Source organism: Curtobacterium flaccumfaciens UCD-AKU, from assembly GCF_000349565.1.
GTDB classification, from domain to species: Bacteria; Actinomycetota; Actinomycetes; order Actinomycetales; family Microbacteriaceae; genus Curtobacterium; species Curtobacterium poinsettiae.
This window is the reverse complement of record NZ_KB714614.1, coordinates 1,512-17,692: the sequence shown is the minus strand read 5'-3', so window position 1 is coordinate 17,692 and position 16,181 is coordinate 1,512. Positions and strand designations below refer to the sequence as shown.

The following is a 16,181-nucleotide window of genomic DNA, read 5'->3' as shown; positions in this document are numbered from 1 at the left end:
GTCCCTCCAGGCACGGCCGTCCCGCCGTTGGCGCGTCGCGCCGGTACCGGCTGCTGGGGCCCGCCTCCCGTCCGTCGTCCGTCAGGTGTCGGTCCGCGCGGACGCGACCTCGAGGGTCACGACGACCGCCGCCACGGCGAGCGCGGTGAGCGGCAGCGACACCGCCGGCACCGCGATCGACGCGAGGACGACGAGCACCAGGGCCACCACCGCGGCGTTGGCCCGCGTGGACAACGACGGCCGGATCGCGAGCGCCCAGATCGACAGCACGAACACCGCGACCGGCACCGCGACGGTCGCGGCGACCGAGGCGGACGACAGTGCGACGTGTCCGGCGTCGGCGCTGACCGCGACCTCGATGCCCGCCGGCAGGGCACCGGCGGCGGCGAAGACGAAGAAGTGGCCGTAGCCGAACACGAGCGCGGTGGGCAGCGAGCGGATGTGCGCGTGCTGCTCGCGGGAGAAGTAGATCCACCACATCCCGACGGTGATCACCAGTCCGCAGCCCGCGAGCGCCAGCAGGGCTCCGAGGTGCTCGGTGTGCGCGAGGGCGTCGATCACCGCACCGGCCGAGGCCACCAGTCCCTCGCCCAGGACGATGAGGGTGAACAGCGAGAACCGCTCGGCCAGGTGCCGGGTGTGCCACGGGGCCGTCCCCGTCGAGGTCTGCGCCCAGATCGGCACCGACAGCTCGGCGAGCACGAGGAACGGTGCGGCGTACCCCCAGACGTCGTCGGGCAGGGCGAGTGAGACCACCCAGAGCAGCTGCACGACGGTGACGCCGACGGCGTGCAGGGTCGCTGTCCGCCGGTACCGGGTGGAGGACGCGGCGGCGCGGATCCACTGCCCGACCAGCGCCAGCCGCATGACGACGTAGCCGATGACGCCGATCGTGAAGTCGTCCTCGACCATGGCCGCGTGCACCCCGGCGGCGAGGACGAGCACCCCCGCCATCTGCACGAAGGTCATCACCCGGTAGAGCCAGTCGTCGGTGTCGAACGACGTGGCGAACCAGGTGAAGTTCATCCACGCCCACCAGATCGAGAAGAACACCAACCCGTAGGCCAGGACGGCCGAGGTGACGTGCCCCTCGACCTCGATCTCGTGCAGGTTGGTGGCGGCGAACCCCACGGCGACGACGAACACCAGGTCGAACAGGAGCTCGAGCGGACTCGCTGCCCGGTGTCGTTGGTCGGGGTCGCGCGGCACCATCCGGCGCAGTCCGATGGTCGGCATGGGGCCAACGGTAGGGCATCCCCAGAACGCGGACTGCTGACGGCGGGACCGGTGCTGCCGATCTGTCCGGGTGCAGGCCCAGCACCACCAGACCCCGCCGTCCACGGCCGTGTACGTCGTGCGCGGCCGAACCGTTCCGACAGGAGTCCCGGTGAGCTCACCGCGTCCCGCCGTCCGTCCCAGGTCGTTCCGCCGAGCGGCCGTCAGCGCCGCAGCCGGCGCCCTGACCGTCGCCACATTGCTGGCGTCCGCCGTCACCCCGGCGCACGCCGCGACGTCCGACACCCGGCGGTCGCCGGCCGATCCGGGTGCTGCGGTTGCCGCACCGCAGGAGCAGCCTGGAGGCTCGTCCCGCGTCGGTCCCGCCGCCGACGGCGTGCAGGTGGGTGCCGGCTCCTACGCGCCGACCCCGCCCGACGAGATCACCGACATCGCGGACGTGCGGAAGACGCTCGACCAGGAGCTGTACATCGATCCGTCGAAGGCCGGCGAGCCGGTGCCCACGAACCAGTGGTGGACGGACCTGCTGGTCAGCAAGTACTCCGGCGACATGTGGGCGTACCCGTTCGTCTCGTCGAACAGTGCCGCCGGCACGAAGCTCACGATCCCGACGCGGTGGAACAGCGACGGCACGGCGATGCGTCTGGAGGCACCGGTGACGGTCGGCGGGACCGTCGAACCGAGCCCGGACGCGAGCGACCGCACCCTGGCGGACTTCGAGGACGGGCTGCCCGACGGCTGGACCGCGACCGGTGACGCGTTCACGGCAACGGCCACGGGGACGGCCGCCGGGCAGAGCGCGGTCTCCGGGTGGCTCGGCGGACGCTTCCTGAACTCGTTCAGCGACGAGGACGGCGACGGCGCGACCGGCACCCTCACGTCGCCGGCGTTCACGATCGACCGTTCGACCCTGGCGTTCCTGGTCGGCGGCGGCCGGCACCCCGACCACGAAGCCGTGCAGCTGCTGGTCGACGGCGACGTCGTGGCGAGCAGCACCGGGACGGACAGCGAACAGCTGCGGTGGGACAGCTGGGACGTCTCCGCGCACCGGGGGCAGTCCGCGCAGCTCCGGATCGTGGACGACCTGCGGGCCGGGTGGGCACACGTCCTGGTCGACCAGGTCCTGCTCACCGACGCCCCGGACGGCCTCGCCGAGCGCTTCGCGACCACGTTCCGGGCGAAGCAGGCCGACGCGCTCCGCTGGGGTGACTGGAACGTCAGCTGGCGGATGCCGCAGGACGGCCCGGGCGGACAGTACATGGACGTCACGAGCGTGCAGGGTTCGCCGTACGAGTGGTTCGAGTTCCACGGCATGACCCCGCGCCTGACCCTGCAGGACGGCGCCGAGATCACCGACGGGGACGGCGAACCGCTCGACCTGCCGGTGACGACGGACCGGTTCGAGATCCGCCAGGACGGCCACGTCTTCGGGGTGCACGCCCCCGACGACACCACCTTCACCCGGGTCGGGAACACGCTGGAGGCCTCGTCGGGCACGCCCTACCTGGTGCTCAGTGCGGTGCCCGAGCAGGGGTTGTCCCTCGACGACCTGCACCGCACCGCGTTCGCGGTCCCCCGTGACACGACGATGACGTACGCGTACGACCCGGCGGCGGCGAACGTCCGTCAGCAGTGGTCGATCCGCACCGACACGCTGCAGGGCGACAGCCACGACACCGTCCAGGGGTGGCTGCAGCACCAGTACGCCGACGCCACCACGAACCTGCGCTTCACCGGCGCCACGTACGAGACCCCGCGCGGCACCATGCGGACCACCGTCGGCCACGGCGGCTGGACCCTGGACTACGCGTTCACGGGCATGACCCCGATCGGCGCCACACCCGAGGCGGTCGGCGACGACCCGTACTCCGAGCGCATCATGCGCGAGTACCTGCACGACTACGCCGCGAAGACGACGTACGGCGGGGACACCTACTGGGGCGGCAAGGACGTCCTGCAGCTCGCCGAGTACATGACGATCGCGCGGCAGATCGGTGCCACCGAGGACGCCCGGACGCTGCAGGACACCCTCGAGCGCGCCCTGACCGACTGGTACACGTACACGGACGGCGAGGCGGAGCACTTCTTCGCGATGTACCCGACGTGGAAGGCCCTGATCGGGTTCGCCGACTCGTACGGGTCCGCGCAGTTCAACGACAACCACTTCCACTACGGCTACTTCGCGGTCGCGACGGCGATGCTCGGCCGGGTCGACCACGCGTGGGCGGCGAAGTACCAGGGCATGGCGACGCTCGTCGCGAAGCAGTACGCGAACTGGGACCGCGACGACGCCCGGTTCCCGCACATGCGCACGTTCGGGGTCTGGGAGGGCCGGTCGAACGCCGGTGGTGTGTCGTCCCCCGGCGGCAACAACCAGGAGTCCTCGTCCGAGGCGATCCAGTCCGAGGCGGGGCTCTTCCTGCTCGGCTCGGTCCTGGGCGACGACGAGATGCAGGCCGCCGGTGCGGTGCAGTACGTCACCGAGCGGGCCGCCGTCCGCGCGTACTGGCAGAACGCCCGCGGCAACCCCGCCTCGGCGTCGTACGACGGCAACGGCGCGTTCCCGGACGAGTACGAGCACGGGCAGGCGGGGATCCTGTTCGACTCCGGGCAGGCCCACGCCACGTACTTCTCCGGCGACCCCGCCTGGATCTCCGGCATCCAGTGGATGCCGATCGCCCCGTGGTTCGACTACTTCGGCTGGGATCCCGGCTTCTCGAAGGCCCTGATGGCCGAGATGATGGCCGCCCGCCCGGAGTCCATCGGGCAGGCCGGGGTCACCGACGGCAACGCGGCACGCATCCAGATGCTCACGAAGAAGTGGTGGGGCGTCGGCAGCTACGGCGACGTGAAGATCACCCGTGACCGGCCGGCCGCGATCGGCGAGCTGCAGGACGCGATCCGCGCCGTCGAGACGAACCACCCCGGGTACGTCACCCGGCGAACCGCGGCGAACCCCCTGTACGACCCGGCCACCGACACCCTGCTGGTGAGCGTGGACGACGACGGACGGGTGGTGTTCCCCGACCGGTACTGGACCCCGGAGAACCTGCCCGACTCGCTGGTGCCCTCCGAGCTCGACGGTCCCACCGCCGACCGGAAGCCCCAGGACTGGCCGACCCCGTCCCCGCTGATGCCGTTCCTGGTGGACGACTTCCGCGCCGACACCCCGACCATCGACCAGCTGTACAGCGTCGACCTCACCGACCACACCCCCGGCGAGGACACCGAGCACGCCGCGCGGGTGTTCAGCGGCATGGGCGACGCGCTCGGCAACGTCGTGCTCGGGTTCCTCGGGCAGTACGACCCGGACACCTACGCCGACGTGCACGCCGCACTGTGGGCGGCCGACGACCCGGCCGTGACCGGACAGTCGATGGCCGGCCTCGTCTACCACCAGGCGATGTCGAACCGGACCGTCGGCACCGAGGTCACCGACCGGCACACCTCGGACCCGCTCAGCCAGGTGTTCCGCGCACCGGACGGCACGATCAGCTACGTGCTCGACAACCCCGACACCGTGCAGCACACGTACGACGTCTACGAGGGCACCGAGGTGATCGGCCAGATCGCGGTCCCGGCGCAGACGCAGATCACCTCGCACCTGGACGCGCGGCTCACCGAGGTGGTCGTCAGCGCCCAGGGAGCCCCGAAGACGATCGTCCCCGGTGCGACCACGACCTTCACCGCCACCGGCTACGACCAGTACGGCGCCACCGTCGCGCTGGACGACGTCACCTGGTCGACCGACACCGGCACGATCAGCGCCGACGGCGTCCACCGTGCATCGGAGCGCGCGGAGCGGGCGACCGTCACCGCCACGATCGGCGGCGTGCACGGGTCGTACGCCTTCCGGGTCGCACCGGCACCGGTCCTCACCGGGTTCGACGTCACGCCCGGCTTCGACCGGCTCGTCGTCGGGACGCCACAGCGGTTCCGTGCCGCCGGCCACGACCAGTACGGCGACCCGGCGGCCCTGCCCGCCGACGTCACCTGGTCGTACACCGGTGCCGGAAGCGCCGGGAGCGACGGCACCGTGACGACCACAGCCGCGGGCTCCGGGTACGTCGTCGCGACCGGTGGCGGTGTCGAGGGCTCGGCGGTCGTCGCCTCGGTGACGTCGATCCCCGACGCCGCAGCGGGTGCCGACGTCGACGCGAGCTCCTCGGACGGCGGCAACGTCGCCGGGAAGGCCGTCGACGGCTACCGGAGCACCCGGTGGGAGAGCGCGCACGGTGTGGACGAGGTCGACTACACGATCGACCTCGGGGCCCTGACCGACGTCGACACCGTCCGGGTGGACTGGGAGAACGCGGCCGCCGCCCGGTACGTCCTGCAGGTCCGGGACACCGCCGACAGCCCCTGGCGCGACGTGCGGACGGTCGACAAGACCACCGCCGACGCGGACACGGTGTCCGTCGGCGAGACCGCCCGGTTCGTGCGCCTGCACCTGACCGACCGGCTCACCGGGTACGGGTACTCCATCTGGGAGGTGCACGTGTCCGGCACCCCGGCGGCCTCGACCGTCGACGTCGAGGACGTGCTCCTCGCACCACGCACCACGACCGTCCGCGCCGGTGACACGGTCCGGATGGCGGCCTACGGGTTCGACCACGACGGGTTCGGCGGGCGGCTCGCCGCGGACCGCCCGGAGTGGGCCGTCGACGGCGGCGGAAGTGTCGAACCGGACGGTGTCGTCACCGCAGCGGCCGAGGGCGGTGTGACCGCGACGGTCACGGCCACCGTGCCGGGAGCATCCGGGACGGCCACCGTCACGACCCTCGACGAGGCGACCGACGGTGACGACGACGGCGGAACGGCACCCGCCCGCTCTCGCGACGTGGCCGCCGGCAAGCCCGTCACCACCTCGTCGGACGAGCGCGGCGACCTGTCCGGCGGCAATGCGGTGGACGGCGACGCCCGGACCCGGTGGGCCAGCGCAGCACGCGACGGTGCGTGGTTGGCGGTCGACCTCGGGCAGGTCGTGCCGATCGACCAGGTGCAGCTCGACTGGGAGGCCGCGTGGGCCGAGGCCTACCGCGTCCAGGTCCGCGACGACGCCGACGCCCCCTGGCGGACCGTCGCGGAAGAAGCCCACGGGACCGGCGGCGAGGTGATCCACCGGCTGGAGGGCGACGACGTCACCGGCCGCTGGGTCCGGGTCGTCGCGGACCGCCGGCACACCGCGTTCGGTGTCTCCCTCTGGGACCTCCGCGTCACCTCGACGCAGGGCGGACCGACGCCGGACCTGGCACGACGGGCGACCGTGTCGTCATCGGCCGACGAGGGCGACGGCGTCCCCGCACGGAACGCCGTGGACGGCGACCCGGGATCGCGCTGGGCGAGCGGGCACACCGACGATCAGTGGCTCGCCGTCGACCTCCGCGCACCGCAGCGCCTGCACGGCGCGGTGCTCCGGTGGGAGGACGCCTTCGGACGCTCCTACCGGATCGAGGCGCGGAACGCGGGCGACGACGGGTGGACGACGCTCGCCACCGAGACCGACGGTGACGGCGGGACCGACCGGCACGCCCTGGACGGCTCGTGGCGGTACGTCCGCGTGCACGGTGTCGAACGGGCGACCCCGTACGGCTACTCGCTGTACGACCTCGAGATCCGGTAGCGCTGACGCCCCGCTTCCCGCACACCTGTCCGGCGGCGACGTCGTCGCGAAGGCCTGCACGATCCGGACCACCTGACCGCCGTCCGCAGGTTCCGGCGTCCGACTCGGTCCGAGCGGTGGACGCGACCAACCGCCGGACTGGAGGCGCGGTGCCAGCTGGCACCGGGCCTCCAGTCCGCCTGTCGGCACGACTGAGTCGTTGCAGGATCGAGACACCGGTCCGGTCCGGCGTGCGGCATGGTTGAGCCACCGATCGCGGACAGGACGGAGCGCACGGTGGAACGCGTACGGATCGACTGATGCCGCTCGGGGAATGTGTCGCGGAGCGACCGTGCGAGGATTCGTCAATCGCACTCCCGAGGGGAACGACCACCATGACCACAGCCCGCACACTCCACTGGGTCAGCACCGTGCTCCTCGCCGTGGGGTTCCTCGGCGTCGGTGCCCTGATGTACGACGCGTTCTTCGGCCCCGAAGGCGGTGGTGCGAACATCGGCCTCGGCCTCGTCCTCATCCCGTGTCTCGGATCCGGCGTCGTCGGGCTCGCACTCGGGGCAGCAGCCTTGGTCGCGACGTGGTGGGGCACCCGGGCCGAGCGCTCGCGTGCCGCGGCCCGGTGACACAGATGCCGGCCCAGTCCGCTCCGCGCCCGTGGACCCTGATCGCCGTCGTGGTGCTGGTGGGTTGGGCGCTGGTGACGGCACTGCTGTTCCCGGTCACCGGGGCCACCGAGCACGAGGGGCCCGGCGACCAGGTCTGGCGGACGTCGTCGAGTGCACTCGGTGTGCCGCTCTCGCCCGAGTGGGACGTCCTCGTCTGGCTCGCCGCACTCACGCTGGTGCCGGTCGTCGTCGTCGGGCTCGCGTTCCTGCTGCGCCGCCGACGGCCGCGCACCGCGCCCGTCAGTCCGTCGCCGGGTGGCCCTGCGCGCTGAGGTGTGCGCGGAGCACGTCACGGACGCTCGTCCACGACTGCACGCCGTAGCGGTCGTTGTCGACGTGGTGCAGCTCCGCCTGCCCGCTGAACATGCTCACGAAGTACTGCATCCCCTGCCACGCCGGGAACGTCTCGTCCGGGTTCTTCGACAGACGCCTGCCGACGGCGCTCATCGCGGACAGCGTGCCGGTGGTGCCGGCCCACTGCAGCCGGAAGCGCTCCCCCGTCAGGTCGCTCATGGTGTGTGCGACGTCGCGGGCGGTGACCCGGTCGCCCGCCATCTCGATCACCCGCGGAGCATCGTCGTCCAGTGCGGCGAGCGCCGTGACCCGGGCGACGTCGTCCTTCGTGGTGAAGTCGAGCACCTGGTCCGCCGACGACCAGAACAGCACGAGCCGACGACCGAACAGGATCATCGGGGCGTCGCCGGTGAGCAGGTCCGTGAACATGCCCGTCAGGATCGAGGTCGCCTGCACCGGGGCGGCGTCGAGGTCGGCGGCGAACTCGCGTCGCAGCTCGAAGTTGCGGTTCGTGCCGGGTGCGATCCGCCGGTAGTCGGCGGAGTAGTCGGACGGGACGAACCGCCGGACGCCCGCCGCCACGGTCGCCGCGAGCAGCGCGCGCTGGGCGTCGACGATCACCGGGCGGGTCCCGCTCACGGCGGAGACCACGACGTCGGATCCGCTGACGGCCCGGGTCAGGCCGTCGTGGTCGCTGTACTCGGCGGTGACGACGTCGACCCGGGGGTCGTCCCCGAAGCGCTCGTCGGCGGTCGTGCTGCCGGGCCGGGTGAGGACCCGCACCCGCACGTCGTGCTGGGTGAGCTCGCGGACGATGCGGTGCCCGAGGTCACCGGTGGCGCCGGCGACGAGGATGGTGGTGGTCATGGGCGGGGCCTCACTGCAGTGGTGGTCGACGTGGTCGTCGTGGTGCGCCGTCGGGATCGCTCCGGGACGGCGAGGGGGTGTTCGAACGAGGGGTCTGCCTGGTCCGGTCCGGCGGGGCCGAGCCCGGCGGTGAGGGCGACGCGGGCCAGCAGCCGGCGCAGCGTCGCCTGTTCGTCGTCGTCGAGATGCCGCATGAGCACGCCCTCGGCGCTGCGCAGGGCGGACCGCGTCCGGGCGAGCAGGGCCCGGCCGGCGTCGGTGGGGTGGACCTGCCGCACCCGACGGTCCGTCGGGGCGGGGCGGCGTTCGACGAACCCGCCCGTCTCGAGCGCGTCGACGATGTAGGTCATCTGCGTCTTGTCGATCCCGAGGCGCTGCGCGAGTCCGAGTTGCGACGACGGTTCCTCGGTGGTGGTCGCGACGAGCACCTGGTAGCCGCGGGGCCCGCCAGGTACGTCGGCGACCGCTTCGCTGCCCAGCCGTGTGAAGCCCTGGAGCGCCAGCGGCAGCGCCCACCCGAGCTCGGATTCGATCCCCTCGGCACCCCAGTCGATCTCGGGGAGCGCATCGGTCGGCATCGGACTGTCCATGGCGCAGAACGTACCGCAACAAGATCGTCTCTTGCAAAGATCATCTGCGGTCGGGACGGAGCGCTGTCACGACGTCGAGCCCCGAGGACCCCATGCCGGACGCCGCGGCCATCACCCCGTCCACCGTCGACGTCCCCCGGACAGAGCTCGACGACCTGCGCCGACGCCTGCTGGCCGAACACTGGTCGACGGGCTACGCCGGTACACCGACCCGGTGTTCTTCAACGAGGTCGCGCGCCGCGGGCACTTCGCGATGCTCGAACAGCCGGGCCTGCTCGTCGGCGACGTCCGTGCGACGTTCCGCGGGCTCCGGTGAAGGCCACCGACCGCACCACCAGGAACAGGGCGTAGCCGATCATCGCGGCGCCCAGCGTCGGCACGAGCCACGCGCGGGCGTCGCCGTCGACGGCGGTGTTCACGAAGCCGAGTCCGGGGATCGAGTACCAGACCCGGCCCATGACCTGCGCGGCGACGACCCGCTCGGGGTCGACGGCTGCGTTGTTGTCACCCTTGAAGGTGAACAGGCGGCGACCGTCGGCACCGACGGCGATGGCGACGACCCGGTGCGAGATCACCCCGGGCCGGTCGACCCGGATCTGGTAGGTGACGATGTCGCCGACGCCGATGTCCGCGGGGTCCACCGGGCGGACGACCGCCAGGGTGCCCGGCGGCATCCCCGGCTCCATCGAGCTCGTCAGCACGGTGAGCGGCACCGACCCGGTGATGCGCGGCACCGCGATGGCCAGCGCGGCGATCCCCACCACGGCGATCAGGAGCAGGACCGCGACCGTCTGCCCCAGCAGCCGGAGCGCGCCCGACCAGCGGGTGACCGGCGCCTGCTCCCGCTTCGGCGGTGCGGACGTCACGACGTCGATCGCAACGAGAACAGCTGGAGGCCGGACGTGCTGCAGTCGGCGACGGTCATCGTGTTGGTGCTGCCGGACCCGTTCGACGCCGTCAGGCACAGGTCGTTCCGGTTGCGGAACCGGAAGAGCCCGCTGCCCGCGCCGACCGCTTTGGCCGTCCACTTCTGGGCGCTGATGTCGTTGACGGGACGGAGCACGGCGGACCGGTCGCTCGGGGCGTCCCAGTACAGCGACGAGTTCGACGGTGAGGTGACCCGGAGCCAGGAGTCCTCGGGCGTGAACTGCCAGGTCTGGGTCGCGCTCGTCGTGCAGGACGTCGTGACGATCGGCGAGCCGGAGGCCGTCCCCCCGCTGGCGATGCACGTGCCGGTGGCGTCGTTCCGCAGGACGTAGCGGCTGGTGGCGGTGAGCCACCCGGTGGCGTGCTGGATGCCCGGCGACATCGGCGAGGCGTTGCCGCCCGTGCCGGTGGCGACCGAGCGCACGGTGTACGCGTAGTACTTCGAGACCAGCAGCCCGGTGTCGGTGAAGGACCGGACGGACGCCGGCACGACGCGGACCAGGACGCCGTCCCGGTACACGGCGTAGGAACCGATGCCGATCGTGTCCGCGGGCGCTGCCCACGTGAGCGTGATGCTGCTGTCCGTCTCGGCGGTCTTCGACGGCACGGACGGTGTGACGGTGTCGGCGATGACCTGGGCCGCGCGGGCGTGCGCGGTGCCGGCCCAGGACCCCTGTCGGGCGGTGACGGTCGCGTCGAGCGTGGTCGCGCCTCCGGACAGGTCGAAGCGCTGCCCCTGACTGACCGACGTCCGCACACAGGTCGAACGGCTGGCACCGGCAGCGAGGGTGGCGACCACAGGGGCGATCGTCGTGCCCGAACCGGTGATCGCAGCACTCGACGGAGCGCCGGAGCAGGGGTTGGCGTTGGTGGACTGCCAGATGTCGACCTGGACGGCGCTCGACAGGGCCGATCCGGCGGTCGCGGCGAGCGTCAACGTGGTGGCCGCGGGGACGGACCCCGAGTTCGACACCGTGACGAGCGCGGTGCGGGTCAGCGCGTCCGAGGAGTACGTGGTGGCGAGGTCCTCGACACCGCGGATGCCGACCGAGACGGAGCCGGTCGTCGCGGCGGCCCGGACGGACTGCGCCGGGGCGGTCCAGGTCGCCCAGGCAGTCCCGCCGCCCGCGAGCTCGATCGCGACGACCGCGGCGGCCGTCGCTCCGAGCAGGAGCGCTCGTCGACGTCGTGTGCTGTCGGTCATGATCCTGCCTGCGTCCCGCTGATGGTGGTGGTGAAGTCGGCGCTGAGGCCCTGCTGCGAGGCGGCCGCGTCCGCCGGCATCGCGACGGCGAGGCACAGGACGACGTCGGCCCCCGGCCGCAGGGTGATGCCTGCGGACCGCGGCGAGGTGGAGTCGAGGCTGCCGGACCACGTGGGGCGCACGCTGCCGGACCGGCACGCAGCCGCCGACGTCGCAGCGCCCACGGTCACCCGCAGGTCACTGCGCACGGCGGACGCCGAACCCGACGCCGTCGTCGTGCCGGCACGTCCCGTCGCGACACCGAGGTCGAGCGGGACGTCCCCGGTGTTCGTCGCGGTGACCACGCCGAACTCGGTGGCGCCCGGGTACAGCGGTGCAGACGGCAGCGTGAGGCTGCTCAGCGACAGGTCCGCCGAGCCGGCAGTGATCGTCGCCGGTTGAGTGGACGACCGGGCGCTGAGGAGTGCGAACGTGCCACCGTCGGTCGAGATCGCGACGACGGCCACGACCCCCACCGCGGCGACGGCGAGCAACGTCGCCGCCGGCCAGCCGGTCAGCGCAGCCCCACGGCGCCGGTGTTTCACGCCTGGGTCAGGGTCACGGCGATGGCGTCGAGGTCGACCGACCCGTTCTGCATGCCGTCCTCGACACCGGCGGTGGTGCTCTTCGGGAACGTGATGGTCACCCCGACGCGGACGTCCTGCTGCGAGCCGGTCTGCCCGGTCACCGTGTACGGCGCACCGGCACCGGAGACCCCGTCACCGCTCGCGGTGAGCACGGCGTTCGCCGACAGGTACTTCGCCAGCGCGACGTCGGCGGGGGCGGACGTCGAGGTGGCCTCGACCGAAGCCGGATCGACGGCCAGGGTCGCCTTCAAGCCCTTGCCGTTCGCGGTGACGACCATGTCCTGCGAGTAGGTGACGACGTCGCCCGGCACGATCGGGTAGCCGTCCAGGGTCGAGAGCGGCGACCCACCGTTGACGGTCCAGCTCGCCGCCTGCGTGGTCGGCTTGATCGCGAGCGCGCCGGCGACGATGTGGCCCCCGGCGGTCGCTGCGCTGGAGTTCCAGAGCGCGAACGTCCCGGCGCCTCCGAGCAGGAGTGCGACGCCAGCGGCGCCGATGATCGAGGCGGTGATGATCTTCTGCATGGTGTGCTCTCTACGACGTCGGACGTCGGATACGCGTCGACCGTGTCCAGTCGAACAGCTCGATGAGCTGGTGGCAGCCGGCCCCTGGTGAGGGGGCGGCGCATCGACCGAGGGACGTGGTGCTCGACCTGCTGGGAGTGGCAGGTGCAGGAGACGAACCCTGCGAGCAGTGACCGGCCGACGGCCGACCTTGCTGCTGCGCTGAGTATGACATGACAACGACCCACGTGCCGAACTGCGCGGAGGCACAGGCGGACTGACAGCTTGACGGTCCCTCATGGATCGGCAACGGTCCGCCGCCCCTTGTCGGCAGGTTCAGATAGCGCTACTCTCCGATAGTGCGAATATCCGAACTTGCCCGAGCGTCGTCGACGCCGGTCACCGCCGTCAAGTACTACCAGCGCGAGGGCCTGCTGCCCCCTGGTGAGAAGTCCGCGCCGAACCAGACCGCCTACGACGACCGGCACGTCGAGCGGGTCCGGCTCGTCCGGGCACTCCTGGAGACCGGCGGGCTCTCCGTCGCCGTCGCGAAGCAGGTCCTCGCCGTGCTGGACGCCGAGACGGCACCGCTGGCCGAGGTCTTCGCCGTCGCCCAGTACGCGATGACCACCCCGCGGTCCCCCGAGTCCGCGGCGACGCCGGAGGCACGTGCCCGGATCGAGGAACGGGTGTCGGCCGCCGGCTGGTGCGCGACGTCGGACAACCCGGGACTCGAGACCGCGGCGCGGGCACTCGACGGGCTGCGCACCATCGGGTTCGACGCCCCGGACGACTACCTCGACGCCTACGTGTCGGCAGCGGCGAGCGCGGCACGTGCCGACGTCGCCGCGCTGCAGCACCGCGACGGCCGGACCGCGATGGCGGAGCTGATGGTGATCGGCACCGTCCTCGGTGATCCGCTCTTCGCGGGACTCCGGCGCCTGGCGCAGCAGGACGCCACCCACGACCTGTTCCCCGTCGCCGACACGGACGAGGCCGGCGCATGAGCGCGCCAGGCCGGATCGCCGCCGTGCGCCGAGCGGTGGCGTGGCACCCGGCACTCATGGCCGTGGCCGGCCTGATGGTCGTGGCCACCGCGGTCTGCGTCGTCGGCCTCGTCGTGGACCCCCGGACCATCCTGGGGGCACCGGCGTGGGCGAAGCCGCTGAAGTTCTCGCTGTCGATCCTGCTCTACGCCGTCACCTGGGCGTGGCTCATCGCCCACCTGCCGAAGTGGCGGACGCTCGCTCGGCGGCTCGGCACCGTGGTCGCCGTGGCCCTGGTGGTCGAACAGGCACTGATCGTGTGGGCCGCCGCGACCGGCACGACGAGCCACTTCAACGTGTCGAACAGCGTGCACGTGGTCGTGTGGGCGGTGATGGCGGTGGCGATCACGACGCTCTACCTCTGCACCTTCGTCACCTCGATCGCCCTGTTCTTCCTGCGCCTGCCGACCCCGGCGCTGACGATCGCCGTCCGTGCCGGTGCCGTCATCGCACTCGTCGGCATCGGGGTCGCCTTCCTGATGACCGGCCCGACCCCCACCCAGCTCACTGCTCCGGACGGGATCGTCGGCGCCCACACGGTGGGGATCGCGGACGGCGGCCCAGGGGTGCCGCTGCTCGGGTGGAGCACCGTCGCCGGTGACTACCGCGTCGCCCACTTCGTCGGCATGCACGCCCTGCAGGTACTCCCGCTGGTCGCGCTCGTGCTCGCCGCCGCCGGTCGGCGCCTGCTGTGGCTGGCAGACCAGACCACGCAGGTGCGGATCGTGGTCATCGTGGCGGTCGCGTGGGCAGCGGGCACCGTGCTCCTCACCGTGCAGGCCGCGGTCGGACAGTCGGTGGTCCACCCCAACGGCGTGGTGGCAACCGCGGCGTGGGCACTCGTGCTGCTCGCCGCGGCCGCGAGCGTGACCGTCCTGCTCCGCGCCCGCACCGCTCCGGTGGGGCGACTGCGCTGACGGGTCGCGGGCCGGACGACCCCACCGGTCGCCGGTCAGCGGGCCCGGAGCCCTCGGGAGACCAGGTCGGCGGCAGCACGGGCTTCCATCGCCCACCCGGGGCGATCGATCCCGGCCCCGATGCCGTGCAGCAGCATGAGCACCGTGCCGGAGGTGACGTCGGACCGGATGGCACCGTCGGCGGCCGCGCGCGCCAGCAGCTCGGCGAGCGTCCGCTCGAGCTCTCCCCCGCCTTCCGCCTGGGTGGTGGCGTCGACCACGGCTGCGAGGGTGCGTGCGAGTGCCGCGTGGTCGACCACGTACTCCACGAACCCGCGCAGGAAGTCGTCGAGGCTCTCGCCCGGGGGGAGCGTCGAGTCGCGAGCACGCCGGCACAGGACATCGACCTCGCCCCGGTACACCGCCGCCGACAGCGCTGCACGCGTCGGGAAGTGCCGGTAGAGGGTGCCGACCCCGACCCCGGCGCGTCCGGCGAAGTCGTCGAAGCGCAGCTGCTCGTCACGCTCGAACGCCGTCCGGGCAGCGGCGATGATCGCGTCGCGGTTCCGTCGGGCGTCAGCACGCATCGGCTTCTCGGCGGGCATCGGCTGCTCGTCCGGCACAGGCACTCCTTGACAAGTGGAAACAATCTCCATATCTTCCAAGTGGAGATCGTCTCCAGACTAGCGGACAGGTGCCTGATGCGGATCCTCATGCTCGGACGGGGCGTCATCGCGACGATCTACGGCCAGGCCCTCCAGCACTCCGGACACCACGTCGACCACCTGGTGCGGCCCGGGCGCGCGGCCGAGTACGGCGACACCGTGCAGACCGACGTCATCGACGGCCGCCGCGGCCCCCTGGGCCGGCGGACCCGGACGACGTCGCCGACGCGACTGGTCGAGTCGATCGAGACGGCGGACGCGTACGACCTCGTCGTCGTCAGCGTGGGCCACCATCGGCTGCAGGATGCCGTGACCTCCCTGGCGCCCCACATCGGTGACGCGACGGTGCTGGTCCTCGGCAACGTGTGGGACGAACCCCTCGCCGCGGTCGCACCGCTCGCCGCGGAGCGGGTGCTGTTCGGGTTCCCGGGCGCCGGCGGCGGGTTCGACGCCGACGGGGTCCTGCACGGTGCCGTCCTCCGGTCGGTCCGGCTCGGGACGACCGGCACGGCTCCGGACCGGCAGGAGCTCGTGCGGTCGGTGTTCCAGCGGGCCGGGTTCACCGTGCAGGACGAGGACGACATCCGCGGGTGGCTGTGGCTGCACGTCGTGCTCGACGCCGGCATGTTCGCGCAGGCCCTGCACAGCGGTGGTCTGGCGACGATGGTCGGGGATCGGCGGGCGCTCCGCGAGGCGTTCCGGATCGGGCGGGAACTCCTCCCGGTGCTGGAGGCGCGGGGCGTCGACCTCTCCCGACACCGCTCCACGACGCTGCCCGTCCGGCTGCCGGGGACGTCGGCAACGCTCGTCGCCGCGGGCACTGCGCTGGTCCCGATCGCGCGTGCGAGCCTCGCCGCGCACGACGACCCGACCGCCGCGGAACCCCTGGCGGTCCTCGAGGACGTCCGGCGGACCGCCGCCGCCCTGGGCATCCCGACCCCGCGCCTCGACCGGGCGGCGCGACGCGCCTGACGACGGGTGCGGGCGGTGGACGCGACCAGCAACGGCCTGGAGGCTCGGTGCCAGCTGGCACCGAGCCTCC

The 16,181-nt window shown here is 72.4% G+C and carries 14 protein-coding genes; 6 read left to right on the top strand and 8 right to left on the bottom strand.

Translation table 11 applies throughout. From position 1 onward, the window contains the following. Positions 1 to 81 precede the first annotated feature (81 nt). A complete protein-coding gene (locus H489_RS27410) occupies positions 82 to 1,236 on the bottom strand; it encodes a low temperature requirement protein A (protein WP_017886950.1) in 1,155 nt (384 codons plus the stop codon). A 151-nt stretch (positions 1,237 to 1,387) separates the two neighbouring features. Between H489_RS27410 and H489_RS27405 the strand changes: the two genes are divergently transcribed. The 3 genes from H489_RS27405 (at position 1,388) to H489_RS27395 (ending at position 7,793) form a co-directional block, all read left to right on the top strand. Beyond that, positions 1,388 to 6,859 (top strand): discoidin domain-containing protein, encoded by a 5,472-nt coding sequence (locus tag H489_RS27405; RefSeq protein ID WP_152427242.1) that lies wholly within the window; start codon positions 1,388 to 1,390, stop codon positions 6,857 to 6,859. A 374-nt stretch (positions 6,860 to 7,233) separates the two neighbouring features. Then, positions 7,234 to 7,479 (top strand): hypothetical protein, encoded by a 246-nt coding sequence (locus H489_RS27400; RefSeq protein WP_017886949.1) that lies wholly within the window; start codon positions 7,234 to 7,236, stop codon positions 7,477 to 7,479. A gap of 5 nt (positions 7,480 to 7,484) precedes the next feature. Then, the gene (locus H489_RS27395) at positions 7,485 to 7,793 is read left to right on the top strand and encodes a hypothetical protein (protein ID WP_017886948.1); all 309 of its coding nucleotides are present in this window, start codon (positions 7,485 to 7,487) and stop codon (positions 7,791 to 7,793) included. Here the strand turns inward: H489_RS27395 and H489_RS27390 are convergent. The 6 genes from H489_RS27390 to H489_RS27370 form a co-directional block, all read right to left on the bottom strand. After that, positions 7,762 to 8,682, bottom strand: a complete 921-nt coding sequence (locus tag H489_RS27390; protein WP_017886947.1) for an NmrA family NAD(P)-binding protein — start codon at positions 8,680 to 8,682, stop codon at positions 7,762 to 7,764. The two genes, H489_RS27395 and H489_RS27390, sit on opposite strands and share 32 nt — an antisense overlap. Continuing rightward, a complete protein-coding gene (locus H489_RS27385) occupies positions 8,679 to 9,272 on the bottom strand; it encodes a MarR family winged helix-turn-helix transcriptional regulator (protein ID WP_017886946.1) in 594 nt (197 codons plus the stop codon). Before H489_RS27385 ends, H489_RS27390 begins: the two co-directional genes overlap by 4 nt. 221 nt (positions 9,273 to 9,493) lie before the next feature. Next, positions 9,494 to 10,138, bottom strand: a complete 645-nt coding sequence (locus H489_RS27380) for a signal peptidase I (protein WP_017886945.1) — start codon at positions 10,136 to 10,138, stop codon at positions 9,494 to 9,496. Next, entirely contained in the window at positions 10,135 to 11,403 is a 1,269-nt protein-coding gene (locus H489_RS36805) for a ricin-type beta-trefoil lectin domain protein (RefSeq protein WP_017886944.1), read from the bottom strand. Before H489_RS36805 ends, H489_RS27380 begins: the two co-directional genes overlap by 4 nt. Next, positions 11,400 to 11,987: a hypothetical protein gene (locus tag H489_RS27375; RefSeq protein WP_017886943.1), complete on the bottom strand. Its 588-nt coding sequence runs from the start codon at positions 11,985 to 11,987 to the stop codon at positions 11,400 to 11,402. Before H489_RS27375 ends, H489_RS36805 begins: the two co-directional genes overlap by 4 nt. Continuing rightward, positions 11,984 to 12,553 carry an alternate-type signal peptide domain-containing protein gene (locus H489_RS27370; RefSeq protein WP_017886942.1) on the bottom strand — a complete coding sequence of 190 codons (570 nt, stop codon included), beginning with the start codon at positions 12,551 to 12,553 and terminating at the stop codon, positions 11,984 to 11,986. The genes H489_RS27375 and H489_RS27370 overlap by 4 nt, the downstream gene beginning before the upstream one ends. A 338-nt stretch (positions 12,554 to 12,891) precedes the next feature. Here H489_RS27370 and H489_RS27365 point away from each other — a divergent pair, with 338 nt between their 5' ends. Both H489_RS27365 and H489_RS27360 read left to right on the top strand, forming a co-directional pair. Further along, a complete protein-coding gene (locus H489_RS27365; protein ID WP_017886941.1) occupies positions 12,892 to 13,539 on the top strand; it encodes a MerR family transcriptional regulator in 648 nt (215 codons plus the stop codon). Beyond that, on the top strand, positions 13,536 to 14,495 hold the full coding sequence (locus H489_RS27360) for a hypothetical protein (protein WP_017886940.1): 960 nt from the start codon (positions 13,536 to 13,538) through the stop codon (positions 14,493 to 14,495). Before H489_RS27365 ends, H489_RS27360 begins: the two co-directional genes overlap by 4 nt. A gap of 35 nt (positions 14,496 to 14,530) precedes the next feature. Here the strand turns inward: H489_RS27360 and H489_RS27355 are convergent, their stop codons facing one another. Further along, positions 14,531 to 15,097, bottom strand: coding sequence for a TetR/AcrR family transcriptional regulator (locus H489_RS27355; protein WP_017886939.1), 567 nt, complete (start codon positions 15,095 to 15,097; stop codon positions 14,531 to 14,533). A gap of 78 nt (positions 15,098 to 15,175) precedes the next feature. Here H489_RS27355 and H489_RS27350 point away from each other — a divergent pair, with 78 nt between their 5' ends. Beyond that, positions 15,176 to 16,111, top strand: a complete 936-nt coding sequence (locus H489_RS27350) for a ketopantoate reductase family protein (RefSeq protein WP_017886938.1) — start codon at positions 15,176 to 15,178, stop codon at positions 16,109 to 16,111. Positions 16,112 to 16,181: the final 70 nt, after the last annotated feature.